Genomic DNA, 26,091 nt, shown 5'->3' with positions numbered 1-26,091 from the left:
TGCGATCTCGGCGCCCTTCTTTGCGCCTTCTTCAAATACATCGCATACGGCGACCACTTCCGCGCCGCGGATGCGGTTCTGAATGCGCTCGATATGCTCGCGGCCGATCATGCCGCAACCGATGACTGCAATCTTGAGTTCCATAATATCTTTCCTTTCTATGCGCATTGCGCAGTTATTCCTATAATAAATTTTTCCAAAATCTCCTATTCAGATTAGCTTCCGGGGGGCCGCAGCCTGTACTGCAGCCCCGGAGCACCCGGAAGAGAAAGAAGAAGAGAGAGAGATGTTTTTTTATTAAGCACGCTTGGCGTTCTTGCGCATGTCGAGAATAACCGAACCGACGATAATGATACCCTTAACGATGTTGGTCATATTATCGTCTACCTTCAGCATAACCAGACCATTATTGATAACGCCAAGGATCAGGATACCAGCTAGAACACCGGATACGCGGCAGATACCGCCGGTATGAGAGGTGCCGCCAACGGTTGCGGCTGCAATGGCATCCAGCTCGTAGTTCAGACCGGAGTTTGCTGGGTCAGCAGAACCTGCGCGGCCTGCCAACAGCATGCCGGCGATTGCAGCGCACAACGAGCACCAGACATAAACAAGGATTAGGTTCTTCTCGACGTTGATACCGGCTACACGTGCAGCCTGATCATTGCCGCCGATCGCATAGACATTCTTGCCGAAGCGGGTCTGGGTCAGCAGGAACGCCGAGATTGCGAACATAACGAAGAACACGATGATGATGATCGGAAAAACACCGCCAATTCGATAAGAGCCGAGGAAACGGAAGTCATCGGACAGGTTGGAAACCGGACGGTTGGTATACATCTTCGCACCCGCGCGGCAGATCAGCTGTGCGCCTAGGGTAGCGATGAACGGTGGAATCTTGGTGTAGGCGATAATGGCACCGTAGATCGCACCGATGCCGGCACCGAGCGCCAGACCAATCAAGATAACGACCGGTGCGGGCAGCGTGCCAACGCCCGGCAGGATAGCGTTTGCGTAGTCGGCCGGCTGTACGAGCGAGGCCGTAATGCAGGCAACCAGCGCAGCGGATGCGCCGATCGTCAAATCAATGCCCTTGGACAAGATGGCGAACATAACGCCGAAAGCCATGATACCCTTGACTGCTTCGCCAGAAAGCAGGGTCAATAGGTTATTGATCGTGAAGAAACTCGGTTGCACGATGCTCATGATGATGACCAGCACAATCAGTACCAACCAGATTGAGTTTTGCGACAGGAATTTCTTTTTATCAAATGTTTTCTGCATACCGTGTACCCCTCTTTCTTATTGCGCCTGTGCGTCGGGCTGGTAGGGCTCTTCGCTGGTGGCATATTTCAGGATCAGCTCGCTCGAGAAGTCCTTTCGGTCAACAATGGCAGTCATTACTCCTTCGTGCATAACAACGATACGGTCGGACATGCCCATAACTTCAGGTAGCTCACTCGAAATCATGATAATGGCTTTGCCTTCGCCAGCCAGTTTGGTGATCAGAGAATGGATTTCTGCCTTCGCGCCAACATCAATGCCGCGGGTTGGTTCGTCAACGATCAGGATATCCGGATCGGTTAACAGCCAACGGCCAACCAGAACCTTTTGCTGATTGCCGCCCGACAGGTTTTGGATGGGCGTATCGATGGATGGCGTTTTGGTATTGAGTTTTTTAACGTATTCCTCGGTATCCGCGCGCATCTTGCTATGATTAAGCGGAAATCCGTATTTTTTCAAATTAGCGAGAACAGTGTTGTCCTTGATGCTCAGCAAGCCGACGATGCCGTTGCCGCGGCGATCTTCCGTCAGCAGACCGATTTTGTTTGCGATCGCGTCCTCAGGGGACTTGATATGCAGCTCTTTTCCATCCTTAAAGATTTTTCCACCCGTAACGGTGCGCATGCCAAAGATAGCTTCTGCCGTTTCGGTACGGCCTGCGCCAACCAAACCGGCCATACCAAGGATTTCGCCGCGATGCAGCTCAAACGATACGTTTTTCACCGCGCGCCCAGCCGAAAGGTTTTCGACCTTGAGGATGGTATCACCGATGGGGCAATCGACCTTTGGGAACATATCGGTCACTTCTCGACCGACCATCAGCTGGATGACTTTATCTACATTCAGGTTCTCCGCACGGTCGGTAGCGATGTACTCGCCGTCGCGATAGACAGTAATATCGTCTGAAATGCGGAAAATTTCGTCCATTTTATGCGAAATATAGATGATGGCAACATTCTTCGCCTTAAGTTCTGCGATAATGCGGAACAGATGCTCAACCTCCGCGTCGGTCAGCGACGAGGTAGGCTCGTCCATGATAACAATTCGGCTGTCATAGGAAACTGCCTTGGCAATCTCGACCATCTGCATCTTTGCAACGGTCAGATTGCCCATTTTTTCGTCCGGATCCACATCCAGATTCAGCTTCTGGAAAAGGTCGATGCTGTCCTGACGCATTTTCTTGTGGTCAACGATCAGGCCCTTGCGCGGTGCACGCCCTAACCACAGGTTTTCACAGACGCTGCGCTCGGGTACGGGCGATAACTCTTGATGGATCATGGAAATACCGGAATTGAGCGCTTCGAGCGTATTTTTGAAGTGTATTTCCTTGCCCTCAAACACAATCTTGCCTGATGTGGGAGGATGGATACCAATCAAGCATTTCATCAAGGTCGATTTGCCCGCGCCGTTCTCGCCCATCAGCGTATGTACGGTACCTGGTCTTACTTTGAGCTGTACGCCCTTAAGAGCACGTACGCCGGGGAATTCCTTGACGATATCGGTCATCTCGAGGATATATTCTTGGCTCACTACTTTTCACCCCATTATCGTTGTGTCTTGATTTAAGCAAAGGGACATCGCGAGCAATGTCCCTTTGCGTCTGCCAATGTTATTATTCGTAATCAGCTACGTTGTCCGGGGTGACAGGCTCGAACGGTACCCAGCAAATGTTGCCGGTCTCGTCGGTCTCGTAATCGGTGCCGTCGTTGATCGGATTGCCTTCAATCAGGTTTGCAGCAGCCTTAACCGCACCATAGCCCTGACCGTTTGCATCCTGGAATACAGTCATCGCGAGCGTGCCGTCCTTAATAGCCTGAACGCCGTCAACAGTCGCGTCGATACCGACGATCGGAATGGAGGTCGGATCCAGACCCTGCGCCTTCATTGCTTCCACTGCGCCCAGCGCCATCGCGTCGTTGTTAGCGATGATGCAGTCGAACTCGGTAGTGGTCAGCAGCGGGGAGATCATGTCCATCGCAGTAGCACGGTCATACTCAGCAACCAGCGGAGCAGCAGCTTCGGTCGCATTGATGCCGTTATCAGCCAGACCCTTGAGTACGGATGCGGAGCGCTGCTCGGTATGTACCAGACCAAGCGTGCCCTGCAGCATCAGATACTTGATATCGGTTTTGCCCTGTTCCTTAAAGTAGTTTGCCAGGAACTCGCCCTGATAATAACCGGAGGTGTTCTCGTCGGAAACAACCGCTGCGGACTTGCCAGCTTCCAGTACGCTGGTATCAGCAGGAACACGGTTAACAAATACAACCTTCATGTCGCCAGCAGCCTCGATACACTGCTGTGCGGTTTCAGCGTCGACCAAGTTGATCAGAACAGCGTCGTCACCCGCGTTGCGAGCAGACTCGATGAACTGGATCATCTTGCCGGTGTCGTTCTGTGCGTCCTGCGAAGAAAGAGTTACGCCCAGTTCTTCAGCCGCAGCCTTGGAGCCAGCTTCGAGAGTGCTCAAGAACTCGTCGCGCAGCGACATGATCAGTGTCATGCTGTAGCCGTCACCAGAGCCTGCGGTCTCGCCGCTCTCAGACGGAGCCTGCTCGCCGCTGGAAGTGCTGCCACAGCCCGCCAGTGTCATGGCAAGCATTGCCGTTGTCATTAAACCTGCTAAAAGTCTCTTTTTCATGTTTGTCCCTCAACTTTCATGAAATTTTCAAGCACCGTGCACGTTCCCATTTTTTGAAATGATACGGTTTCGCTTGATCTGATTTAGTTTTACAACATGTTTTGCATCCCGTCAACTGTGTTTTGACGTTTTCTACAGTTTGTACATCTATCATTGCCGAATTATTACAATTTTGTCTACACAAAATTGCAATCTTATTGCTTTTAACCGAGAAATAATGGGTTGCATTGGGGATAATCGCCCGAAAAATTGTGCAGCAGCAGCATGATTTTGCGAACGCCAAAATATAATTCTCATAATTCAAATATCATATATATGTTTCAAGAAACTCGATATATATAGAAAAAATGTCATATATTTCAAACATAAGTTTCGTATTTCCATCAAATGCAATTTTCTTATATGAATCTAAATAAATAAATATTTTTATCCAAACTGTGCACGTGCACAATTTTATGAATATTTGTATATTTAAGTTGAACATGGACTTTTTCAATAGAATATGTTATGCTATCTAATAAATAAGGAGGGAAATGCCTTTATTTCTCATAAACGGGGTGTGTCTATGGCTATTACAATCAATCAAATCGCTGAGATCTGTGGTGTTTCTCGTGGCACTGTGGACCGCGCACTTCATAATAAAGGAAATGTACGTCCGGAACTCGCGGCGCAAATTAAGCACGTTGCGCAGGAACATGGCTATACGCCAAACCGGGCAGGCATGGCGCTTTCACGTGCGTCCCATCCGATCCGGATAGGCGTAGTCATGCACTCTACACAGACTCCATTTATGCAGCTGGTATTGGATGCGTGCCGCAGAGAGGCAAAACGCCTGTCAGCGTTCAGCACTAAGGTCATCTTCCGTCTGTCCCTGACGCTTGATCCAGTCGAGCAAGTCTCCATGATTGAAGAACTGGTCGAGCAGCAGCATATCAGCGGGCTTGCCATCACCACATTGCACAGTATTTTGGTCGAAAATAAGATCAACGAACTGATTGAAAAGTATAATCTACCGGTCGTCACTTTTAATACTGACTTACCTGCCAGCAAGAGATTTTGCTATGTTGGGCAGGATAACTTTGCGGCCGGGCGCACCTCAGCTGAGCTAATGCGCCTGATGACTGGAGGAAATGGAATTGTTGCGCCAATTATTGGCCCTTCGGAATATCATTTTGCCTATTCCGAGCGATTATCTGGCTTTCAAAGTGAAATGGAGCGGATCGCGCCCAATATCCGTTTGCGACTGACCAATCTACCAAACGATGATTCTGAAAGCGCCATGCATGCAACACTTGCTCTACTGGATCAGGTACCGAACCTTGCTGGCATTTATGCCATAACACCGGGTTATGACGGTGTCTGCCAAGCACTATTACAAACTGGTCATGCGCAGAATGTGCAGCTGATCCTACATGACGAAATCCCGACGAACTTGCGATATGTCAAACAGGGTGTGGTGGATTTTGTCATAGGCCAGGATGCGGAGCTACAGGGCTCGTTACCGTTGAGCATGCTGGCAGACTTTATCCAGCTTCAGCTGCGTCCGCCCAAGCGGAATGTGTTCACCGATATCCGTGTCCTACTACGTTATAACATTGATAACCTGCTCTGACTTAAGGAGGCCTATTATGTATAATCCGCTTCTGTGTATCGACCATATCCGCTTGTCGGGTTGCTTTGCGGTATGTCCGCAAACGGGAGGCGGATACCTGCCCTGTTCCTCTACAGACTGGACACTGTTCTGTGTGCAACAGGGAGCAGCAGAGGTAACTATTATTGCTCAAACCGTGCACGTTCACGGCGGTGATTTTCTATTGATCCCGCCAGAGTCCTGCCATATGATCGGCATTGCGGACAACAGCCGCGTTCTGGTCGTCCGCTTTAATGGACTTGCAGCACCACTACCTGGAGCTTTTGGCTACCTACCTTCGTCTGATGCAACGGCCATGCGTCCTATCCTAACCCTGCTTAATGTTGGCGGGTTGACTGGGCAGGCGCGTGACTGCGTTCTTGAAGCTCTACTACTTCAGCTAACTGCGCAACCAGCCTTTTCATTTACGCCACCACCGCTATCATCCTTGCCTCTACGTGTGCTGCGCTACCTCAACGACCATTTCCGCGATGACCTATCACTGAATGATCTAGCTGATGTATTCCACATTTCGGTTAGCCATATCATCCATATTTTCAATCCGTTGTTCCGCCTATCGCCCATCCAGTATTTAATCCGACGGCGCATTGGTGAGGCACAGTTGATGCTACGCTGCACCAGCCTGAGCGCAGGTGAAATCGCTGCGCAGGTCGGCATTATGAATCGAAATTATTTTTATCGCACATTTAAGCGCCTGACAGGGCTATCGCCCAGTCAGTACCGCAATGCGTTTTATATTATGCCTAGCTGACAGCACAGCGGGAAAGGATGACGGTCTCATGCAGTGTCGGAATGAAACGGGTGTTCTGCCCGGCTCGGAATATTTTTTTAATACTGTCAGCGCAACAACGCGGCGACTACTATACTATATCAATTTTTGTGGGCATTATTATTGTGAGCGGGGATACCGAGTACGACGCGGCCAGATCGACAACCTGCTACTAATGCTGATAGATAATGGGGAGATGCGACTCGAATACCGCGGCCGCCGCTATATGGCAAAGCCAGGTGACATTGTGCTAATGGACTGCAATTTCCCGCAGTATTACGACACGCCGGATTATGCAGATTTTTACTGGCTACACTTTGCCGGGGTAAACACCTTTTCCCTGTGCGATCATCTAATACAGTTACATGAAGGAATTATTTTCCAAGCGCCATACAATGAAAAGGCAGCCTCGTTACTGCGGCTAATCGTCTCACAGTATGTCAACCACCAGTCGGTCGACCATGCCGAGCAGTCCCGGCTACTTTACAGTATCCTATGCTATTTGATGCCTGGGGCGCAAACTGCATCCCAAACAAGAGTAAATGATCCGGTGCAGCAAGTGATTGGTTACATTAACACGCATTTAGGTGAAGATCTGAGGCTAAAACGCCTAGCTGCCGAGGTATATCTCAGCCCGGCGCACCTGATTCGGCTGTTCCGTGCTCAAACTCAGCATGCACCACACGAATATATTATACTCACACGTATAGACCGAGCCAAATACCTGCTCAAAACCACCACAATGCCGGTCAAAGCCATTGCAGTTGAAGTTGGGTATCGTTCAGAATCAAGTTTTACCAATGCTTTTGTCAGACGAATCGGTATTTCACCCATTCAATTCCGGAAACTGCCGCTCGGATGAAATCTTTTCTACTGACTTATCTAAAAAACATAGCGATCTGAGCACAGATGCTCGGGTTGCTCTCAGTTTGTTGAATTTTTGCTCGTTTTAATCTTCAATTGAAGTAACAGCAGTACATTACTAAAAAATATGCAATACAATTTTGATTTCATTAGATAATTAAGATAGACCGACATTCACATCTGCATTAATTGATTCTTGAACAAATTATGACTATACTGGTACCTGTACACTTTTATTTGCCAGATCATTAGTGCACTCGTGAAAGATTGTAACTAAATTAATATTTGCCAAATAGGATATACAGCTTCGGGTGTTTTATATCCCGTTATGTAAAGAAATAGACATATGGCTGCTTTGCCAGACGTTCGAGCCGTAGCAGGCCAACAATAGTAACTTTTCCAGCTACGATGTGAACGACACCCACATCTGCTTGTAGTTCGAGCTGTATCCCGATGTGCAGCAGCGCTCTATTTTCATCGCGAATACTGTCTATCTTTCCTTTTTGCTTTATGGAATTAACCGTCCACAGTTCATCATCTGTGAAATCTCGATCATGATCGTGTGCATCATGTGCTCTACAATGAGCCTGATTATCACGCTGCTGTACAAGCAGCCTAGCTTCAACACATATATTCACACCTTCGGCTGCAATATGCCTATGGTGCTCATCTGATAGCTACTATACTGCGGCCCACTGGTGCGCCTAATTTTCCGCACTCTGTTCCGCCGTCAGCTTGCTGCGCAGGCTGATACACCCTGCCGCAGCGCAGCACTGAGTTGACACCGTCCAGACATCCTCCCTATCTCCCCTTTTTCGTCCAAAACATAGTCACATCTAATATCTTACATGTCGTACAAAAATCCCTGCGGGCAGTCGAAACTGCATACAGGGATTTTTGCATGAAGAGAAAAAGAATATAGAGAAAAGGTTATCCTATTAGGATCATGTGGAAACTGTGTGAAGGAACCGCAAGAACGCTTCCTTGCCTTCCGGCGTGCGGGCATATACACCGGCATGCTCCAGCACTTTGGCAAAGACCAAACCGGTTTCTTTATAGACCGCATCCAGCGCGTTTTCTTCGGTAAGCTCGTACTTGTCTCGGAAGCCCATTGCCCATTCGGCATGAGAAGCGGTGAGCGGGTCAGCGGTTAAATCTTCGCCAGCAGCCAGTTTTTGCGCCACAGCAGCCAGTTCAGTCTTAAGACGGGCAGGCAGAACAGCCAGACCCATGACTTCGATCAGGCCTATATTTTCTTTTTTAATGTGGTGCAGTTCTGCGTGAGGATGATACAGACCTAAGGGATGTTCCGGCGTGGTGAGATTGTTGCGCAGCACCAGATCCAGCTCATAGTCGCTGCCGCGACGACGGGCGATGGGGGTGATGGTGTTGTGCGGCTCGCCGTCCGTTTCCGCGAGGATAACTGCGCTTTCGTCGGTATAGCCGCGCCACAGCGTCAGAATGCGGTCGGCCAAATCGATCAGGCGCTGCGGGTCGGCAGCGGTGATGCGAATGACCGACATGGGCCACTTGACGATACCCGCCTGCACATCCTCGTAGCCGGGGAAGGTAAAGGGAGTCTCGATGGGCGCCTTTTCCATGGCGAAAGTATAGCGTCCGCCTTGGAAGTGATCATGTGCCAGAATGGAGCCGCCCACGATGGGCAGGTCGGCGTTGGAGCCGACGAAATAATGCGGGAACTGACCGACAAAGTCCAGCAACTTGGCAAAGCATGCCCGGTCGATCTTCATCGGGGTATGAACTGCATTGAAGCAGATGCAGTGCTCGTTGTAGTACACATAGGGGGAATACTGCAAGAACCACGGCGAGTCGTTGATCGTGATGGGGACGATACGGTGGTTCTGACGGGCCGGATGATTGACCCGGCCGGCATACCCCTCATTTTCCGCACACAGCAGGCAGCGGGGATAGGCAGAAGCGGGCATGTTGCGTGCTGCGGCAATAGCCTTGGGGTCCTTTTCCGGCTTGGACAGGTTGATGGTGATATCCAGTTCCCCGTATTCGGTCGGTGCTTTCCACTGTACATCCTTTGCGATGCGGTCGCGGCGGATATAGTTGGTATCCTGACTGAAACGGTAATACCAATCGGTGGCTTTTTCCGGACTCTCCTGCCGCAGTTTCTGGAAGGTTTCGATTACCTGCGCGGGACGGGGCGTGAGGGCGCCCATCAGCGCGGTGTCAAACAGATCGCGGTATACGATGGAGTTCTCTTCCAGAACACCACGCGCATGTGCGTCGTCCATAAGAGCATCGAGTACAGCAGGAAGATCGATGTCCTCCGGCATGGTCTCTTCCGGGGGCGTGTAGCTGTCCAGCTTGAGCACGCCCAGCAGGCTGTTGACCGCCCAGATTTCTTCACAGGGCTGGATGAGGCCTTTGCGCAGCGCATAGGTCACCAGCATAGCAATGGCTTGATCGCGCTCCATGCTCAACCCTCCGTATAGCCGTGGGGATGGTTTTTATGCCAAGCCCAAGCGGAGGCTACGATGGTGGATAGGTCGTTGTATTCCGGCTTCCAGCCCAGCACCTTGACAGCCTTCTCCGAAGAAGCGATGAGCTGTGCCGGATCGCCGGCACGGCGCGGCGCCATCTGCGCGGGGATCGGATGACCGGTGACCTCACGGGCTACGTCAATGACTTCCTTGACCGTGAAGCCGACACCGTTGCCGAGGTTGAATACGTTGTTTTCGCCGCCGTTCATCAGATAATCCAGCGCCAGAATATGTGCCTGTGCCAGATCAGTGACATGGATGTAGTCACGAACACAGGTGCCGTCCTTGGTGGGGTAATCCTCGCCAAATACACTGATTTGCTCGCGCTGGCCAAGCGGCACTTGCAGGATAAGGGGGATCAGGTGAGTTTCCGGGTTGTGCGCTTCACCGATCTGACCGGAAGCATGCGCACCGCAGGCGTTGAAGTAACGCAGAGCCACATATTTCAACCCATGCGCACGGGATACCCAGCTCATCATGTGCTCCATGTCAAGTTTGGTCTGACCATAGCAGTTGGTGGGGCAGGTGGTGTCGTCCTCCAGAATCGGAACGCGTTCCGGTTCGCCATAGGTGGCAGCAGTGGAGGAGAAGACGATTTTGTCAATACCATGTGCGACCATGGATTTCAGCAGTACCATCGTGCCGTGCAGATTGTTGTCGTAATACTTGAGCGGGTCGGACATGGATTCGCCGACCTGAGAGGAAGCGGCGAAATGGATCACGCCGTCGATCTGCTCTGCTTCGAACAGTGCGTCCAGTGCCTTCTGGTCGCGGATATCCAACTCATAGAACTTTGCCTTGGGGTGAACCGCGGCACGGAAGCCGGTTTGCAGATTATCTGCTACCACGACCTCACGGCCTGCGTCGATCAGTTCATATACCGTATGGGAACCGATATAGCCGGCTCCGCCCAACACTAAAATTGCCATGTTACAGGTGCGCTCCTTTCACATTATCGCAGTCATATCGTTTAAGACCAGAGTACCGTACCGCCTACCGGACGGATTCGCAGCACGTGGCAGCAGCCTTCGCCCAGTGCGCCTTCGATCTCGCTGCGGAACTCAGCAAGAATGTCCAGAGGGACAAAAGCCTGAATGGTTCCGGCGAAGCCGCCGCCATGTACACGGCAAGCGCCGCGGCCCTGAAGTGCACGCTCCGCTACTGCGAGGGCAACCGCCATAGACTGCTCCTGTACGGCACCGGCAGGAGTGATGTCCTGCAATTTTTCCCACGAGGAATGACCGGACTCGTTGACCAGTGCGAGGAAAGTGCCCATATCGCCGTTGGCCAGTGCGTCGGCTTGCGCTGCGACACGCTGGTTGTCGGCAAAGAAGTGAAGTGCACGGAGTACTGCACGATCGCCCACTTCTTTGCGCAGTGCAGGCAGATTGCGAAGCACTTCCGCTTCATCTACTTCACGCAGTACCTCTTTGCCGAAGAAAGCGGCAACGGCTTTCATTTCACGCGGAACTGCGGCATATTCATCCGTCAGGTCAGCGTGGTCTGCGCCGCAGTCAATGATGCACAGAGCATAACCAAGACTGTCCAGATCCACCTGAAGCGCGCGGACAACCGGAGCGGCAGGATCGGCAAAGTCGATCGTGACAGCGCCGCCGACCGAGGATGCGGTCTGATCCATCAGGCCGCAAGGCTTACCAAAATACACATTCTCAGCCTTCTGACCCATCTGCGCAATCGTCACCGGATCGAGCTCGTCCCGGCAGAACAGGTGGTTCTCAATGACACCGAGCAGCACTTCGCATGCCGCAGAGGAAGACAGTCCGGAGCCGGGCAGTACGGTAGAGGTAGCGTATACGTCAAAGCCTGCTACGCTGTAGCCCTTCTGGGCTGCCTGCGCCGCCATACCGCGCACCAGAGCCGCGGTGCTTTCCTTTTCCTCTTCCTTGGGATCGAGCGTGTCCAGATCGACTTCCACCATCGGCCAGCCTTCGGACTGGAAGCGGATGGTGTTGGTACCATTCGGGCTGGCACAGGCAAAAAAGTCCAGATCGACTGCACCGGCCAGAACGCGGCCGTGCTGGTGGTCAGTATGGTTGCCGCCGATCTCGGTGCGGCCGGGGGCAGAGCACAGAGCGATAAGAGTATCGTCTCCTGCGTTAAAGCTTTTCTGGAACTGGTCCAGCACGTTTGCGATCCGCTGACGGGCGGCGGCCAGATCATCGTATAACAGATGAGACAGAGCCTCGTTCAGTTCTCCGGCATCCAGTGCGCGGCGCACATCACCTAATTTTTGCATGGTTTGCTCACTCCTTTGCAGCCGTACGGCTTATTCTGCCCGCAGGACAAACAACTTGGAATCAAAATCGCAGCTCGGGGTTTGACCTTCGCGACACTCGCCCGCCGAGCTGTCGCTCGTCAGCAGGCCGATGTTCATCAGCTCGTCGCCGCCGTGCACCCACTGCCCGTTAACACGGTACTGCACATCCGACTCAAGGCCGCAGAGTTTGACGCGGCGGAAGGATGAGTTGACCTCATTGAGCATTTTGTACCAGCCGACAATCGCGGTCTTTTTGTCCTCGCTGACCACCATCCACGCAGTATAATTGCCCTCAAATGGGCTGAGGAGGCGGTAGAAGGTGCCATACTGCAATACCGCACGGTATTTCTTCATAAATCTGACCTGCTCGCGCACAGTCATCAACTCTTCTTCCGTCAGACGGTTCAGATCCAGCTCGTAGCCGAACGTGCCAAAGCAGGCGACATTGGCACGGGTCTTGAGCGGCGTAACGCGGAAAACCTGATGGTTTGGTACAATGGATACATGTGCACCAATGCTGCTGACCGGGTAGCAGAGCGTGGTCCCATACTGTATCTTCAGACGCTCGGCTGCGTCCGAATCATCGCTTGCCCAACCTTGCGGCGCATAGTGCAGAATACCTGGGTCAAAGCGGCCACCGCCCGATGCACAGGACTCAAACAGCACCTGCGGGAATGCAGTCGTCAAACGGTCGTATAGGTCGTACACACCAAGGATGTAGCGATGGAACAGCTCCCCCTGCCTATCGGCTGGTAGAGCGGCGGAAAACGCCTCAGTGATACAGCGGTTCATGTCCCACTTGATGTAAGAAATTTTAGCCTCGCGTAGCAGCTTGGCCATGCTTTCAAAGATAAAGTCGACAACCTCCGGACGGCTGTAATCCAGAACATACTGATGCCGTCCCTGAGCCATGTTGCGACCCGGTGTGCGGATTACCCAATCCGGGTGCGCGCGGTACAGGTCGGAATCCTTGTTGACCATTTCAGGCTCAAACCACAGGCCAAACTTCATGCCCAGTTCCTCGATACGCTCCGCCAATCCGGCTATACCATCCGGCAGGCGCTTGCGGTTTGGCGTCCAGTCGCCCAAACCCGCTCTGTCGTTATTACGCTCACCGAACCACCCGTCATCCAACACGAACAGCTCAATGCCCTGCTTTTGCGCGGTTTCGGCGATGTGTAGGAGCTTTTCTTCGTCAAAATTGAAGTAGGTCGCTTCCCAGTTGTTCAGCAGGATCGGACGCGGCCGGTCACGCCAGTAGCCGCGCGCCAGGCGTTTCTGGTACAATCGGTGGAAGATTTGGCTCATGTCGTTGAGTCCGTCAGACGAATAGACCACCACTGCCTCAGGTGTCTGGAAAGATGCGCCTGGCTCAAGCTTCCACGCAAAGCCGAACGGGTTGATACCCATTGTCAGACGTGTCACGCCCCATGCGTCCACCTCGGCCTGAGCCAGAAAGTTGCCCGAATACACTAGGCTGCACCCAACGACCTCCCCCTGTCTCTCATTAGTATCGCGGCGCTTGAGTGCGACAAAGGGGTTGTGGTTGTGGGAAGATGTGCCACGGATACTTTCCACACTTTGCACGCCCGGCGCGAGCGGTCGGACATGAATGTGCCGTTCGCGCGACCATGCGCCCGAAAGCTGCACCCACTCATATTCGCTGTCTGGCAAATCCAGACACAGGCTCATCGCAGTATCCACGGTGACGGTCTCACCGCCGTCGTTAACCAGCCGCGCCGAACGCGCAAGAACACCTTGTCCAGCGAATAATGTATACAGCAATTCTAACCGAACACCGATTAACTCATCGCGCAGAGTAATGCGCAATGTCTCTGCCTCGTCGTCCGCTTCGCAGTAGGTCGCAGGCAAACCCGTAAGCGCAGGCTTACCCTGCAGCACCTCGTGCGACAGATAAGTAAAATTGGTGATCGCACTGCCGTTGCCTTGTAGGATACGCACCGCCGGATGGCGGAAGTCGCCCGTGCCATAAGACGGGTATTCCTGCTTGACATGGTCGAGCGAGAACCGATCATCATCCTCAAACGCGCACGCTGTCATCGAACGTGTCACCATTTCCAACAGGTGGTCGAAGCTATTCCGATGCGTGACCGCCTTGCCAAAATACAGCTGTCCCAGCTGGTCGTTAGGTAAAATCTTCATAATATAGCTTATTTTGCCATTAGAAAGATGAAACGTCCGACTCTCCTGTTCAAAGTAGATGCTCATAGAGTATCTTCTCCTCCTTTTTTCTGTCTATTACCCCCATGAAACTGTCAAAGACGTCGACAAACGCTTTCATGGATTTGCAGCAGGTTCAACCTTCCAGCATTTTCATTTCCTCAAGCACGCGCTTGTGCTCCTTCTCCTGCGATTCCTGCTCGACCGGCTCGAGATAGCATGCAAAGCGCCGCATTAGAATACGCGCATTGCACAGTGTGATCACTGCAAAGCCGCACAAACACCATAGGAACGCTGCCAGCGGTAGCAGCGCTATGTCCAGATAGGTCAGCACCAACGGCACCACATGGAGCAACACGATTGCTAGCGTGCCCGGCACATTGCCAACCGCAAAATACACGCTGAGCTTGAATGTATCGCGCATACTACCCTCAAATGTCGCCATTACAGGGAAAGCATACATCGCCAGCACCGCCAGAATGATCACCGCACCGTACAATACCACCGAGCAGTAGCACAATGGCTCGGTCATCAGCGCGCAGATGCGCAGGTCGATCGCGAGGAACACCGCCCCAGCCACTAAGCAGAGCATGGTGAGCGTTGCCTTTTTGAAGTTGTCCCGGAAGCCGCTCCAGAACTCAGCCAAGGGGTTGATTTCCTGATAGCGCACCAGCTTGAGCATCGAGTAATACAAGCCGCACAGACCGGCACCTGCTGTAATCAACGGCAGGAGCGTCACTACAAACAGCAGGTTAGCCACGATAATCGTGCCTACCGCCGTGCAGATACGTCCGAACCGACTGTCATTATCCAGAAATCCGAGTGCTCCCCTCATCCCTGTTCACTCCTCCTGTAAAACATACGCCAAAAACTGTCCCACTGCTTCAATATGTGTCGCGCCAGCGGCAATCCCTAACGCGCAATCCACATACGCGTTTTCCTGCGTGACCAGCGTGCTGTCACTGATGTCAATCCCAACCGGAATTTCGCGCTGCCTCCCATCCTCCTCAGTATGGATGACAGTAATCAGCCGGTCTGCATATTGCTCCGCCAGCGCCTGCGTCCGCTCGTCTTGCAAGTCTATCAAACGCCCACTTTCTCCCAGCCGGGCGAGGTTTTCCGTTTCCATCACGATACCATCCATGGTACCACTGTCAATCAGCACGACCGTTTTTTCATAATAATGGTTTCCGGTCACGCTGCTCTTTGTCATATCATAATAATTTTCCGTATCAAATGTGATATTCACCTTCGTGGGGTCTTCCCCGCAGAAATCAACATACCCTTCCCAAAATGCCGAATGCTCGCCGATGTCCGCAAAGGTGTTGACATACAGCAGATATACATAGCTTTCGCGGTTTGCGCGAATGTAGTTGCCAATCAGCAAGCCCACGATCAGCAGCAGCGCCACACCGCCCACGATCCACAGCCGATAATAATCCCACAGATACCATAGCTTTTGCTTTCCCAGCAAATGCGAAAATTTTTGTTTTTCCTGTTCTAACCAGTCTTTCATACTTTGTTTCTCTCCTGTGCAAGGGGAAGGCAGCCAGGGCAAGGGTGGTTGTCCCCTGCCCTGCCACCAAGGGGAAGTTAGTTATAGTTTGCCGCCGGATGTCGCAATACCCTCGACAAACTGCTTCTGGAAAATCAGATACAGCACAATCATCGGGATACAAGCCATCAGCGCCGCAGCCATCAGCTGCGGGTAGTTCGCCGCGAACTGGCCCTGCATCTTGGCAAGTGCCGCCGATAGCGAGGTAGTGTCGCTTCTGGTGCAGGCGATCATCGGCCACATCAGATCCTTGAATGCGAACACCGCCGTGAAAATGCCCAGCGATACCATGCCGGAACGGGTCAACGGTGCCATGATCAGCAGAAACCTCTGTCCGATGTTACAGCCGTCTATGCTGCCAGCTTCCTCCAGATCCTTGGGTAGGCTCTGGAACGAAGTTTTCATCAGATATGTACCAAACGCGGAAACCAAGCCAGGGAACACCAGCGCAAATGTGGTGTCCAGCAGGTGCATTTTGGAAACCATCAGATACTGCGGCAGCAGGAATATCTGCGGCGGCACCATCATCTGGACGAGCACCATGCCGAACAGGATGTTTTTGCCCGGAAACCGCAGGCGGCCGAACGCATATCCGGCCATCGTCGCGGTGATGACCGCGCAGAGCACGCGGAAGAAGATCATCAGCAGAGTGTTCTTATACAGGATCAGGAAGTTATAGTTCTTCCATACGGTCGTGAAATTATCAAACTTCCAAGAAGATGGGAAGATGACAAACGGGTCGATCGACGTCGATTCCGCCACAGTTTTAAAGGCGGTCAGTGCCATCCACAAAAATGGGACGATCATGATGATTGACATGATAATCAAAATGACATGAATCACCACACGGACAATCTTGTCCCTTGTGCGTACGCTATCCATCACAATCCTCCTCCCTTAATTGTAGAATACGAATTTCTTCTCGAGCTTCTGCAGCACAAACGTAATCACCAGAATGAACAGCAGTAGCATGACAACCAGCGTCGAGCCATAGCCCTTGTTATCTTGCGTGAAGGTGTACTGATAGAACAACAAAACGACAGATTGTACTTTACCAAATGCAATGTTAGTCTTGTCCATAATCATATAGATCAGGTCAAACACCTGTAACGCCGAAATAATGCGGGTCTGCACGATAAAGAAAGTCGTTGGACTGAGCAGCGGCACGGTGATCGAGAAAAACTGCCGGATGCCAGATGCGCCATCAATATCCGCCGCCTCATAATAATCGTGCGGGATCTCCTGCAGGCCTCCGAGGAACAGCACCATGTTATAGCCGATGATCGACCAGACACCAATAATACCGATTGCAACCCAGGTGAACGACGGACTAGAGATCCATGCGATGTTCGTATTGAATACATGGTTGAGCAGGCCGAACTGCTGATTATACAGCCACTTCCACACCATGGCGACCGCTGCAGGCGCCGCAACCATGGGGAGGAAAAAGATCGTGCGGTAACCTGAACGAAAGCGCATCTTCCGGTTGAGGAATACCGCAAGGACCAAAGCAATGACAATTGAGAACGGCACCTCGATGATCGCATATTTGAAAGTGTTAAGTAGCGACTGCCAGAACTCCGAACTGGTGCACACACTGGAATAGTTGTCAAGGCCGACAAAGGTATTGCCGATACCGAAGTCGCCGGTCTTATGCAGCGACTGCCAAAGGGTGTTTACAATCGGCCAGAAATTGAGCACGACCAGACCAATAATCGCGGGCGAGACCATTATCAGGCCCCATGCCGCTTCATTTTTCTGGGCTTTCGTCATCTTTTTTATCTTTACCAATGCAAGCCCTCCTTTCTGCAAAAATTTTTAGGGTTTGCCTTGTGGTCGGTTGTGATAAGCCGTTACACTCTCCCGAAGGGGCAGACCGGCCGTCAGGCAAAACGGGATTGCAGCTTACAGCCCCGCTGCAATCCCCTGTCTGCCGCCGGCAACGAATTATTTCTTCTCCGCCTCCAGCTCAGCTTCCATGCTCGCCGCCATCGTCTTGAGCGTGTCCGCCATAGTGGACGGGTCATTATATGCCGGAACCAACTCCTGCTTAGCGTTTTCCGCCCAGATGGTCGCACGGGAATACGGATAAATGACCAGTCGGTCCGAACCTTCGGTCACATTCAGGTACGGGCTAAGATCCCACAGGTCGGCGCGGGCGTCAACCCAGGCATCCGAGGTTCCCATATATGCGCTCATAGTCACACCCAGCTCAGCCTGTTCCGTCTGGCCTTTTTCCGAGCACAGATAGGAGATCAGCGAGTAGGCCGCATCCGGGTTCTTGGTCGCAGCAGAAGCCGCCCAGCCAAGGCCGTTATAGATCGAAACACGCTCGCCGGCATCGCACTGGCCGTTGCTGTTGGCATCATAGTACGGGATGTTAACAACGCCCCAGTTGCAGTCATATTCCTGCAGGGCCGCCACGCGCCACGAGCCCATCAGCTGCATCGCTGTAACCTGCGAGGTGAACATATCGATCTCGCCGGATTCGGACATCATCGACTGCGCAGGCATGCAGTCCTTGACTATCTTACCCCACATTTCCATCGCTTCTACCGTCTTGGGGTCATCCCAGCCAGATTCGTCCTTAGCGTCGTTGATAACATAACCACCATAGCTGTAAATGATATTGTAATAGCCTTCTTGGTTCAGGTCGGTATCCATCGCCATGCCGTACTTGCCGTCCTTGGTCAGTGCCTTCCCGGCCTCGTACAGGTCGTCCCAGGTCCAGTCATTGGTCGGGTATTCGATACCAGCTGCATCAAACATGTCCTTATTGTACCACAGGGCAATCGTATCGTAATCCTTCGGGATCGCGTAGTATGTGCCGTCATCCTGCGTATACAGTTCAACGATGTCCTGATAGTAGTTGTCCATGTCAATGGATTCGTCCGCTGCAATGTAGTCGTTGAGGTTGAGCAGCAGTTCCGCGTCCATATAACGCTGGGCATTGTTAGAGTGCATCCAAAATACATCTGGCATCTGGCCGCCGGAAGCGCCCGCTTCCAGTAGCGTCCAGTAGTTGTCCCAGTTGACTACTTCCACCTGCACGTCAACCCCGGACTCTGCGCTCCACTCCTCGCAAATCTGGCGAATGCCTTCCAGCTGGGTCGAGTCCCAGATCTTTACATTGAGCGTGCCAGCGTCCTCGCCCGAGCTTGCATTGCTGCTGTCACTACTGTCATTGCCGCAAGCGGTAAGCATGCTCAACCCCATTGCCGCCGCCATTGCCGCCGCTAGAATTCTTTTCAACTTCATAATTCTTTCTCCTTTTCTTTGAATTTTCAACCCGAAGTTGATTTTGTGATTTCATTGTAGCATTGCGACTTTGCTAGAAGTATATCCTCGTGTGTGGCAAACATGTAAAAATGTGTGGCTTTTTTCTTCTATTTGCATCGTCATTGTTAATTTTAACTTCTTTTTAAGCTACATATTGTTTATATTGCACTAAAAATTATATATTTTGCGTTTTGCACAAATTTTACACTCACATTTTTCCTTGTGCAATATCACATTTTTCTTGCCTTTTTATTTGTTGAAATAATATAATACTATCAAATATTATCAAATTGCGAGGTGCTGCATGATAGACGTAAAGTTCAAAGCCGAACGAAAATCCCTTGTTATGGAAGTCTTTTCTAGCGAGCCATATTTCCAATCCAGTGCTTTCCCGCAGGAAGGTGCGGCCGATCTGCAAAACAGTTACCTCGGTCCGTCACCTTATCACGTCAACTATTGCGGCTATGAAATCTGTTACCCTGGCTACGCCTTCGGCCCGCGCTCCCGCACGTCCTATCTGCTGCATGTGATTTACAGCGGCAAGGGGAAGTACTATGTCCCCGGCAAGGTATATGATGTTTCCGCAGGGCAACTCTTCCTGATCTATCCAGGCGTGACTACCACCTATCAGGCAGACGTCGAAGACCCATGGAGCTACGGCTGGATCGGCTTCAGCGGGCATCGGTCCGAGGCGCTGCTCTCGCAGGTCGGCTTCTCGCCCGATCATCTGGTCGTCACGGTAGAAGATGTCGAACCGCTCCGCCAATGCATTCTCAGTATCATGGATACTCACCGCATCACTTATGCCAACGAGTTATACCGCACGGCCGAGCTACTGCGCTTTTTTTCCTATATTGCCGATCATGCCGAGGAGAGGCACCAAACTGCGCCTGCCTATTCCAAATCGGTCTATGCGCAACTCGCCATGCGCTACCTGGACAGCAATTTCACCACCAACATCAAGATCGCCGATCTGGCCGACCACATCGGCATCGACCGCAGTTATCTGACCAAGAGTTTCCGGGATGAGTATCAGATATCCCCGCAGGAATACCTGATCAGGCTACGCATGGAAAAGGCCGAGCAACTGCTCACTGAAAGCTCCGAATCCATCTCCGTAATCGCCGCGAAGGTCGGTTATGCGGATGCTCTGGCATTTTCCAAAATCTTTAAGCAGCGTATCGGTTCCAGCCCATCGGAATACCGTAAGCTGCACGAAAACGATGCACAGCGTGCAAACGAGCCATCGAAAGAGATAAAGGAGCCAATACCATGACCAATGCTGAAAAACTTCACAGCCAAACACTTTACAAATGCAGTGATCCCTCCCTGCTGGAAGAGCAGACTCGCCGCCTTGATCGGCTGTATGACTTCAACCACAGCCGCCCCAGCGAGCGTGCCAAACGAGATGCTCTGCTGCATGAATTGCTGGCTGAGTTCGGAGAAGGAAGCTATATTGAGCCGCCGTTTCATGCCAACTGGGCAGGAAAACATGTGCACTTCGGCAGGCACGTTTACGCCAACTTCAACCTGACCGTCGTCGACGATACCCACGTCTATGTGGGCGATTATACCCAGTTCGGGCCGAACGTCGTGTTGTCGGTCGCGGGACATCCGATTGACCCAATGCTGCGCGAGCAAGGCTACCAGTATAACCTACCCATCCGTATCGGACGCAACTGCTGGATCGGCGCAGGGACGCTCATCCTGCCAGGTGTAACCATCGGCGACAACACCGTGATAGGCGCCGGCAGCGTCGTCACACGTGATATTCTCACCGGTGTCGTCGCAGTCGGTAACCCTTGTCGTGTGCTCCGTCCCATCGGGGAGCGCGACCGCACCTTCTTTTTCCGGGACCGGCCTATCGATTATTATACACTGTGACGCAAAAGGCGCTTTTCTGCAACAGAAAAGCGCCTTTTACAAATAGAGAAGAGGTGAATCTTGCGTTAGCTATAAATAAATTTCCCGAATCTTTGCCTCAATGTCCTCATCCACATGAACGGATGCGCGGTGCCGCTTTCTATACTCACCGGGCGATATCCCGTTTTCCTTACTGAACACCTTGGCAAAGTAATTAACATCGGCAAATCCGATCATTTCTGCCACAAGTGTAACTGTCATATCGGGCAACGGCAGCAGCTTTTTGGCATACTCCAGCTTTTGCAGCTTGAGAAACCGTCCCGGCGGTGTACCAACCGCCCTGGAAAACAGGCGAGCAAAATGCGCTGTTGAGATACCAAGCCGCTCCGCGACCTCATCTACCCCAGCAATATGTGCAAATTCCTCCCGTATGATACCAATGCCCGCATTCACCAGCAACGGATATCCGCTGCTCTTCTCATAAAGACGCGCCGTTTCATGCAGTCGCATAAGTAGATAATAGGCCGCTGCCGAAATCTGTTCCACACTCTGCGGAGGTTTCCCCAATGCATTTGCCGTTTCCAACAGGTCAGATAGGCCAGTCTGGCAAAATACCCTTGCCTGCGCAAGCTGCATCTGCAGCACCTGTGTTACCAACGTACCGCTGAGCACAGCTGCAACACATTCACCCTGCTGCAATGCCATAAGGCTGCACTTGCCGCCGCCCGACAGCATGACTGCCTGCCCGCGTTGAAGTGTACCCATCAGGACATCCGACTCGATCTGCAATCTGCCCTTCGCCACTGCCAGCACTACCACTCGCCCCTGTTGCAACAACAACGTGTGGGTTTCCTGCGTCTCTAGTGCGGACAGCACAATCCTGTCGACCCAAGCCAGTTCAGCAATGTTTTTTTCCATTGCCGACGTCGGCTTTTCCTGACAGAACAGAAATGATTTCTGCTCTGGCTTATGCTCCTGCTCTGACCGATGTTCCCGCGAATGATCAGCCATGCCAGAACCGATCAATGGCAGATTGCCTGCTCGGTATCCTTATCGAATACATGGATCTTATCTACCTTGACCGCCACGGTATACATCTCCTGCTCAGCTGGGCGAACGTTAGACGGCATACGTACGATCAGTTTGATGCCCGCGCAATCCATATACAGGTAAGTCTCTGCCCCCATCAGCTCGGCCAGATCGACCATCGCAGTGATTGTTTCGTCCTTCGGCTGTCCGTTAACTTCCATAAAGTCCTCCGGACGGATGCCGATGATGACCTCCTTGCCGACGTAGCTTTCCAGCGCTTTGGCCTTTTCCGCGTTCAGCGGCAAGGCAAACTGATCGAAATTCGCCGTCAGACAGCCTCCATTTTGGATAATTGTCGCATTGATAAAATTCATCTGGGGTGATCCGATGAAGCCGGCAACGAACAGGTTGCACGGGCTATCGTACAGTACCTGCGGCGTGTCAAATTGCTGGATAATGCCATCCTTCATTACGCAGATGCGGTCGCCCATGGTCATAGCCTCGGTCTGGTCATGGGTTACATATACAAAGGTGGTATCCAGCTTGCGGTGCAGCTTGCTGATCTCGGTGCGCATCGAGGTACGCAGCTTGGCGTCGAGGTTGGACAGCGGCTCGTCGAGCAGGAATACGGCAGGGTCACGCACCATGGCGCGACCGAGAGCCACACGCTGCCTCTGGCCACCGGACAGCGCTTTGGGCTTGCGGTCAAGCAGATGTTCTAGATCAAGGATACGCGCCGCCTCATGCACCTTACGGTCGATCTCATCGCGCGGCACCTTGCGCAGTTGCAAACCGAACGCGATGTTCTTATATACCGACATATGCGGGTACAGCGCGTAGTTCTGAAATACCATTGCGATATCACGATCCTTGGGCGCAATGTCATTAACCACACGGTCGCCAATACGCAGCTCACCGCGAGTGATATCCTCCAGACCGGCGATCATGCGTAGCGTAGTGGATTTGCCACAGCCAGACGGACCGACCAGGATAACAAATTCTTTGTCCTTAATTTCGAGATTGAGATCCGGGATGGTTTCCACATTGCCCGGATAGGTTTTGTTGACATGGGTAAATGTGATACTTGCCATTGCAAACTCCTCCAAAGTGTTTATACCATTGTTGGGCTGTCACCAAAATTACTTTCTACTTGCAGGATACCACCGCATCTTTATCTTTCGCAACGGTAACTTTCTGATATAAACAGTAAATTTCTGATATTTGTTCAGGCGCATTGTAATTCTCACTGCGCTGTGCTACGATAGAACAACAAATCCGTGAACAGGGAAAGCAGGTGTCATACTATGTCGCTTGAAGAATACCGCAAGGCTTACCGTCTCGGCCAACGGGTATACCGGGCTAGCCTCACGCACGGGGAATCCCCTTTCCTACCGGTGCTCGAACATATCATCCAACACAGCTCTATCGTATCTCACCAGACACTTGGACTGGTAGAAATTCCGATAGAGCAAGTCGTCGGCACCTATTATGCCGGCCGCCAGCCGACATTCACACACAGTTTTCTCCCGCTCATGGATGAAAAGAGCGAATTTGCACAAAAATGGAGCCGTCTATGCGACGCACATCTGTCCACCGGCATCCGCGACCCAATCAAGGCCTATGAATTCATGAACCGTTTTTATGTAGTCGAAGGACACAAGCGCGTCAGTGTGCTGCGGCATTTTGGCGCTGTATCCATCCATGGCACAGTCACGCGCATCCTTCCAGCGCCAGACGACTCGGAGGAAAGTCGCATTTATGCAAAATTCCTCTCCTTCTACGCGCTAACCGGCATCAACTATCTGTGGTTCAGCCGCGAGGATGGCTTTGCCCAATTGCTCGCCCAAGTGCATCCCACCGCTCCAAATACCCAATGGAACGAACAAGACAAGCGCGACTTTCGCACGTTTTATACTATGTTTCGCCGTGCTTTCGAGGAAAGGGCAACCGATCGCATGACCGTCACCGTCGGGGATGCCATGCTGGTCTACTTTAATATTTACGCCTATGCCGATGCCCGTCGCAAGCCGCCCGCCGCACTGCGGGACGAACTCGAACGGATGTGGGACGAAATCTGCAATCTGGATATGGACCGTTCGATCCATCTGGTACTCAAGCCGACCGAACGCCGCCCGCTATTTTCCGTTCCCTCGTCCAGCCATCTGCGCATCGCCTTTATCCACACGGCCACGGCTGCAACTTCCAGCTGGGTATACGCCCATGAGCTAGGGCGACGCGACCTAGAGTCCGCATTTGGCGAGCAGGTGGAAACCATCTGTTTGGATAGTGTCGATACCGATGCCAAAGCACAGCAGGCGCTTACCGCCGCAATCTGCGACTTGTCCAATCTAGTCTTTACCACCTCGCCGCGCCTACTCCAGCCCAGCGTGCAGGCCGCGTTGGCCAACCCCAAAATTGCCTTCCTCAACTGCTCCCTCAACACTGCGCACCCGTCCATCCGAACCTATTACGCCCGGATGTATGAAGGGAAGTTCCTCATGGGTGTCATTGCAGGAAGCCTCGCAGCGGATGGCCGCATCGGTTATATCGCAGATTATCCAATCTACGGCACCACAGCCAACATCAACGCCTTTGCGCTGGGTGCCCAACTGGTCAACCCCCGCGCCCAGGTCTATTTAGAATGGTCGCGCACCATCCACAACGACTATCGCGAACGCTTACAGCAAAGCGGCATCGTCTACATCTCGGATCAGGACATGATTGCAGCCGGCGCATCGCTGCCTCATTATGTTGGACTGTACCATACGGATGGCAAAGATCTGTCCAATCTCGCTCTGCCACTGTACCGCTGGGGCAAGCTGTACGAACGCATTGTGCGCAGCTATCTCAACGGCAGTTGGAACAGCGACCGCGTCGGCACACATGCAATCAACTACTGGTGGGGTATGGACAGCGGCACTATCGACCTAATCTGCTCGCGCAGCCTACCGGACGGCACGCAGCGGCTTGTGCAATGGCTGAAGCAGGGCATCCGTAGCGGCGCATTCCATCCGTTTTCCGGATGCATTCGCACCCAGTCGGGTGAAGTACTCGATTACCAAAGCCGTGCAATCACACCACAGGAGCTAATCACCATGAATTGGCTGTCGGACAATGTGATCGGCAGCCTGCCCACATTCGACACGCTCCTGCCCGAAGCGCAGGCCCTTATCCGCACACAGGGAATCCAGAAACCATGAATATTTTAGTACTTGCCGATCAGGAATATCCGCCACTGTGGAATCCGCTGCACCCATACCGGCATAAAGACGTCGACCTTATCCTGTCCTGCGGCGATTTGTCTCCGGATTATCTCTCTTTCATTGCCACCTACTCGCACGCTCCTGTCCTATATGTCCACGGCAACCACGATGAACAATATAACACCCGCCCGCCACTCGGCTGCATCTGCATCGACGACCGTATTTATCGCTACCGCGGTGTGCGTATTCTTGGGCTTGGCGGTTCAGTGCGCTACAAGCCCGGCGCCCATCAATACACTCAGCAGGAGATGAACCGCCGTGTGCGCCGGCTGTGGTTCCCACTCTGGAAATACGGCGGCTTCGATATTCTGCTGACTCACGCGCCTGCGTTCGGCCTGCATGATGGCCCAGATTTGCCACATCAAGGCTTCCGAGCCTTCCCCGCACTGATGATGCGCTATACCCCCGCTTACATGGTGCACGGGCACACCCATCTCAACTATGGCAGGCAGTACCCGCGCCAATCCCAATTCGCCCAAACTACCATTATCAACGCTTACGAGTACCATGTTATCACGCTATGACCGGCGCGTGCCATCGTCACAGCGCTGCTCGGCTAAGCGAAAACACCATACTATCATCCCTGCATGATAACCTAATTGCCATAACAAAAACAGGTATACACCAAAGTGCATACCTGTTTTTGATGCCGCCAGCTGGAAACAAGCTTAAACGGTATCGCGATTGGAAGAATTTCAGGCTTGGGGAGGCAAAAAGCACTGCCTAACCTTCGCATTTGCGACCAGCGGCTACGCCTTTGGCCGCATCTGGCTGTCCCCAAGTCATAGTACGCACCATAAAAAGTGATATAGTTTAGAGGAGTTCGCGTTTAATGCGCTCGAGGGCTTCAGGAGCCTGCTGATCCATCTTCTCCGGGAAGCCGAAGTAGGACACGCATATGATGTTGTCGCCGCCGACCTTGGG

Annotated in this window: 23 protein-coding genes; 8 read left to right on the top strand and 15 right to left on the bottom strand. The window is 52.4% G+C overall.

Annotation, left to right across the window (positions count from 1 at the left end):
• From ACTQ34_RS13270 to ACTQ34_RS13255, 4 genes are all read right to left on the bottom strand, one after another.
• Positions 1 to 144: Gfo/Idh/MocA family oxidoreductase (locus ACTQ34_RS13270; protein WP_441363594.1), on the bottom strand; the 144-nt coding region annotated here is incomplete at its 3' end.
• Between the two features lie 153 nt (positions 145 to 297).
• Positions 298 to 1,284, bottom strand: a complete 987-nt coding sequence (locus tag ACTQ34_RS13265) for an ABC transporter permease subunit (RefSeq protein WP_441364228.1) — start codon at positions 1,282 to 1,284, stop codon at positions 298 to 300.
• An 18-nt stretch (positions 1,285 to 1,302) separates the two neighbouring features.
• Positions 1,303 to 2,790 carry a sugar ABC transporter ATP-binding protein gene (locus ACTQ34_RS13260; RefSeq protein WP_441364229.1) on the bottom strand — a complete coding sequence of 496 codons (1,488 nt, stop codon included), beginning with the start codon at positions 2,788 to 2,790 and terminating at the stop codon, positions 1,303 to 1,305.
• A gap of 106 nt (positions 2,791 to 2,896) precedes the next feature.
• On the bottom strand, positions 2,897 to 3,922 hold the full coding sequence (locus ACTQ34_RS13255; protein WP_441364227.1) for a substrate-binding domain-containing protein: 1,026 nt from the start codon (positions 3,920 to 3,922) through the stop codon (positions 2,897 to 2,899).
• 565 nt (positions 3,923 to 4,487) lie between these two features.
• On the opposite strand from ACTQ34_RS13255, the gene ACTQ34_RS13250 reads away from it, so the two are divergent.
• From ACTQ34_RS13250 to ACTQ34_RS13235, 4 genes are all read left to right on the top strand, one after another.
• Positions 4,488 to 5,534, top strand: a complete 1,047-nt coding sequence (locus ACTQ34_RS13250) for a LacI family DNA-binding transcriptional regulator (protein ID WP_441364226.1) — start codon at positions 4,488 to 4,490, stop codon at positions 5,532 to 5,534.
• A gap of 16 nt (positions 5,535 to 5,550) precedes the next feature.
• Entirely contained in the window at positions 5,551 to 6,324 is a 774-nt protein-coding gene (locus ACTQ34_RS13245; RefSeq protein WP_441364225.1) for an AraC family transcriptional regulator, read from the top strand.
• A gap of 28 nt (positions 6,325 to 6,352) precedes the next feature.
• Positions 6,353 to 7,204 carry a helix-turn-helix domain-containing protein gene (locus tag ACTQ34_RS13240; RefSeq protein WP_441364224.1) on the top strand — a complete coding sequence of 284 codons (852 nt, stop codon included), beginning with the start codon at positions 6,353 to 6,355 and terminating at the stop codon, positions 7,202 to 7,204.
• Between the two features lie 457 nt (positions 7,205 to 7,661).
• The gene (locus ACTQ34_RS13235; RefSeq protein WP_441364223.1) at positions 7,662 to 7,880 is read left to right on the top strand and encodes a hypothetical protein; all 219 of its coding nucleotides are present in this window, start codon (positions 7,662 to 7,664) and stop codon (positions 7,878 to 7,880) included.
• Between the two features lie 270 nt (positions 7,881 to 8,150).
• On the opposite strand, the gene galT is transcribed toward ACTQ34_RS13235, so the two are convergent.
• The 9 genes from galT to ACTQ34_RS13190 all read right to left on the bottom strand — a co-directional run bounded on the left by galT (position 8,151) and on the right by ACTQ34_RS13190 (position 18,991).
• Entirely contained in the window at positions 8,151 to 9,653 is a 1,503-nt protein-coding gene (gene galT / locus ACTQ34_RS13230) for a UDP-glucose--hexose-1-phosphate uridylyltransferase (protein WP_441364222.1), read from the bottom strand.
• Positions 9,654 to 9,655: 2 nt separating this feature from the next.
• Positions 9,656 to 10,648 (bottom strand): UDP-glucose 4-epimerase GalE, encoded by a 993-nt coding sequence (gene galE, locus ACTQ34_RS13225; RefSeq protein WP_441364221.1) that lies wholly within the window; start codon positions 10,646 to 10,648, stop codon positions 9,656 to 9,658.
• A 41-nt stretch (positions 10,649 to 10,689) separates the two neighbouring features.
• Positions 10,690 to 11,976: a galactokinase gene (locus tag ACTQ34_RS13220; RefSeq protein WP_441364220.1), complete on the bottom strand. Its 1,287-nt coding sequence runs from the start codon at positions 11,974 to 11,976 to the stop codon at positions 10,690 to 10,692.
• Between the two features lie 30 nt (positions 11,977 to 12,006).
• Positions 12,007 to 14,226, bottom strand: coding sequence for an alpha-galactosidase (locus ACTQ34_RS13215; protein ID WP_441364219.1), 2,220 nt, complete (start codon positions 14,224 to 14,226; stop codon positions 12,007 to 12,009).
• Between the two features lie 88 nt (positions 14,227 to 14,314).
• Positions 14,315 to 15,013 (bottom strand): YesL family protein, encoded by a 699-nt coding sequence (locus ACTQ34_RS13210; RefSeq protein ID WP_441364218.1) that lies wholly within the window; start codon positions 15,011 to 15,013, stop codon positions 14,315 to 14,317.
• Between the two features lie 6 nt (positions 15,014 to 15,019).
• A complete protein-coding gene (locus tag ACTQ34_RS13205; protein ID WP_441364217.1) occupies positions 15,020 to 15,694 on the bottom strand; it encodes a hypothetical protein in 675 nt (224 codons plus the stop codon).
• An 81-nt stretch (positions 15,695 to 15,775) separates the two neighbouring features.
• Complete coding sequence (locus tag ACTQ34_RS13200) at positions 15,776 to 16,615, bottom strand: carbohydrate ABC transporter permease (protein ID WP_441364216.1); 840 nt, start codon at positions 16,613 to 16,615, stop codon at positions 15,776 to 15,778.
• A 15-nt stretch (positions 16,616 to 16,630) separates the two neighbouring features.
• Positions 16,631 to 17,524, bottom strand: coding sequence for a carbohydrate ABC transporter permease (locus ACTQ34_RS13195; RefSeq protein ID WP_441364215.1), 894 nt, complete (start codon positions 17,522 to 17,524; stop codon positions 16,631 to 16,633).
• Between the two features lie 156 nt (positions 17,525 to 17,680).
• Entirely contained in the window at positions 17,681 to 18,991 is a 1,311-nt protein-coding gene (locus tag ACTQ34_RS13190; RefSeq protein WP_441364214.1) for an ABC transporter substrate-binding protein, read from the bottom strand.
• Positions 18,992 to 19,316: 325 nt separating this feature from the next.
• Here ACTQ34_RS13190 and ACTQ34_RS13185 point away from each other — a divergent pair, with 325 nt between their 5' ends.
• Together ACTQ34_RS13185 and ACTQ34_RS13180 are read left to right on the top strand one after the other, a co-directional pair.
• Positions 19,317 to 20,288, top strand: a complete 972-nt coding sequence (locus tag ACTQ34_RS13185; RefSeq protein WP_441364213.1) for an AraC family transcriptional regulator — start codon at positions 19,317 to 19,319, stop codon at positions 20,286 to 20,288.
• On the top strand, positions 20,285 to 20,896 hold the full coding sequence (locus ACTQ34_RS13180; protein WP_441364212.1) for a sugar O-acetyltransferase: 612 nt from the start codon (positions 20,285 to 20,287) through the stop codon (positions 20,894 to 20,896). Before ACTQ34_RS13185 ends, ACTQ34_RS13180 begins: the two co-directional genes overlap by 4 nt.
• Before the next feature lie 69 nt (positions 20,897 to 20,965).
• Here the strand turns inward: ACTQ34_RS13180 and ACTQ34_RS13175 are convergent, their stop codons facing one another.
• Both ACTQ34_RS13175 and ACTQ34_RS13170 read right to left on the bottom strand, forming a co-directional pair.
• Entirely contained in the window at positions 20,966 to 21,901 is a 936-nt protein-coding gene (locus tag ACTQ34_RS13175; protein ID WP_441364211.1) for a helix-turn-helix domain-containing protein, read from the bottom strand.
• Positions 21,898 to 22,995 (bottom strand): ABC transporter ATP-binding protein, encoded by a 1,098-nt coding sequence (locus ACTQ34_RS13170; RefSeq protein WP_441364210.1) that lies wholly within the window; start codon positions 22,993 to 22,995, stop codon positions 21,898 to 21,900. The genes ACTQ34_RS13175 and ACTQ34_RS13170 overlap by 4 nt, the downstream gene beginning before the upstream one ends.
• A 213-nt stretch (positions 22,996 to 23,208) precedes the next feature.
• Between ACTQ34_RS13170 and ACTQ34_RS13165 the strand changes: the two genes are divergently transcribed.
• Both ACTQ34_RS13165 and ACTQ34_RS13160 read left to right on the top strand, forming a co-directional pair.
• Positions 23,209 to 25,104, top strand: a complete 1,896-nt coding sequence (locus tag ACTQ34_RS13165) for a BMP family ABC transporter substrate-binding protein (RefSeq protein ID WP_441364209.1) — start codon at positions 23,209 to 23,211, stop codon at positions 25,102 to 25,104.
• Entirely contained in the window at positions 25,101 to 25,691 is a 591-nt protein-coding gene (locus ACTQ34_RS13160) for a metallophosphoesterase family protein (RefSeq protein WP_441364208.1), read from the top strand. The genes ACTQ34_RS13165 and ACTQ34_RS13160 overlap by 4 nt, the downstream gene beginning before the upstream one ends.
• The last annotated feature ends 400 nt before the right edge of the window (positions 25,692 to 26,091 follow it).

Source organism: Agathobaculum sp. LCP25S3_E8, assembly GCF_052117165.1.
Taxonomy (GTDB): domain Bacteria; phylum Bacillota; class Clostridia; order Oscillospirales; family Butyricicoccaceae; genus Agathobaculum.
The sequence above is the reverse complement of the archived record's forward strand: the minus strand, read 5'-3'. Positions and strand labels throughout refer to the sequence as shown.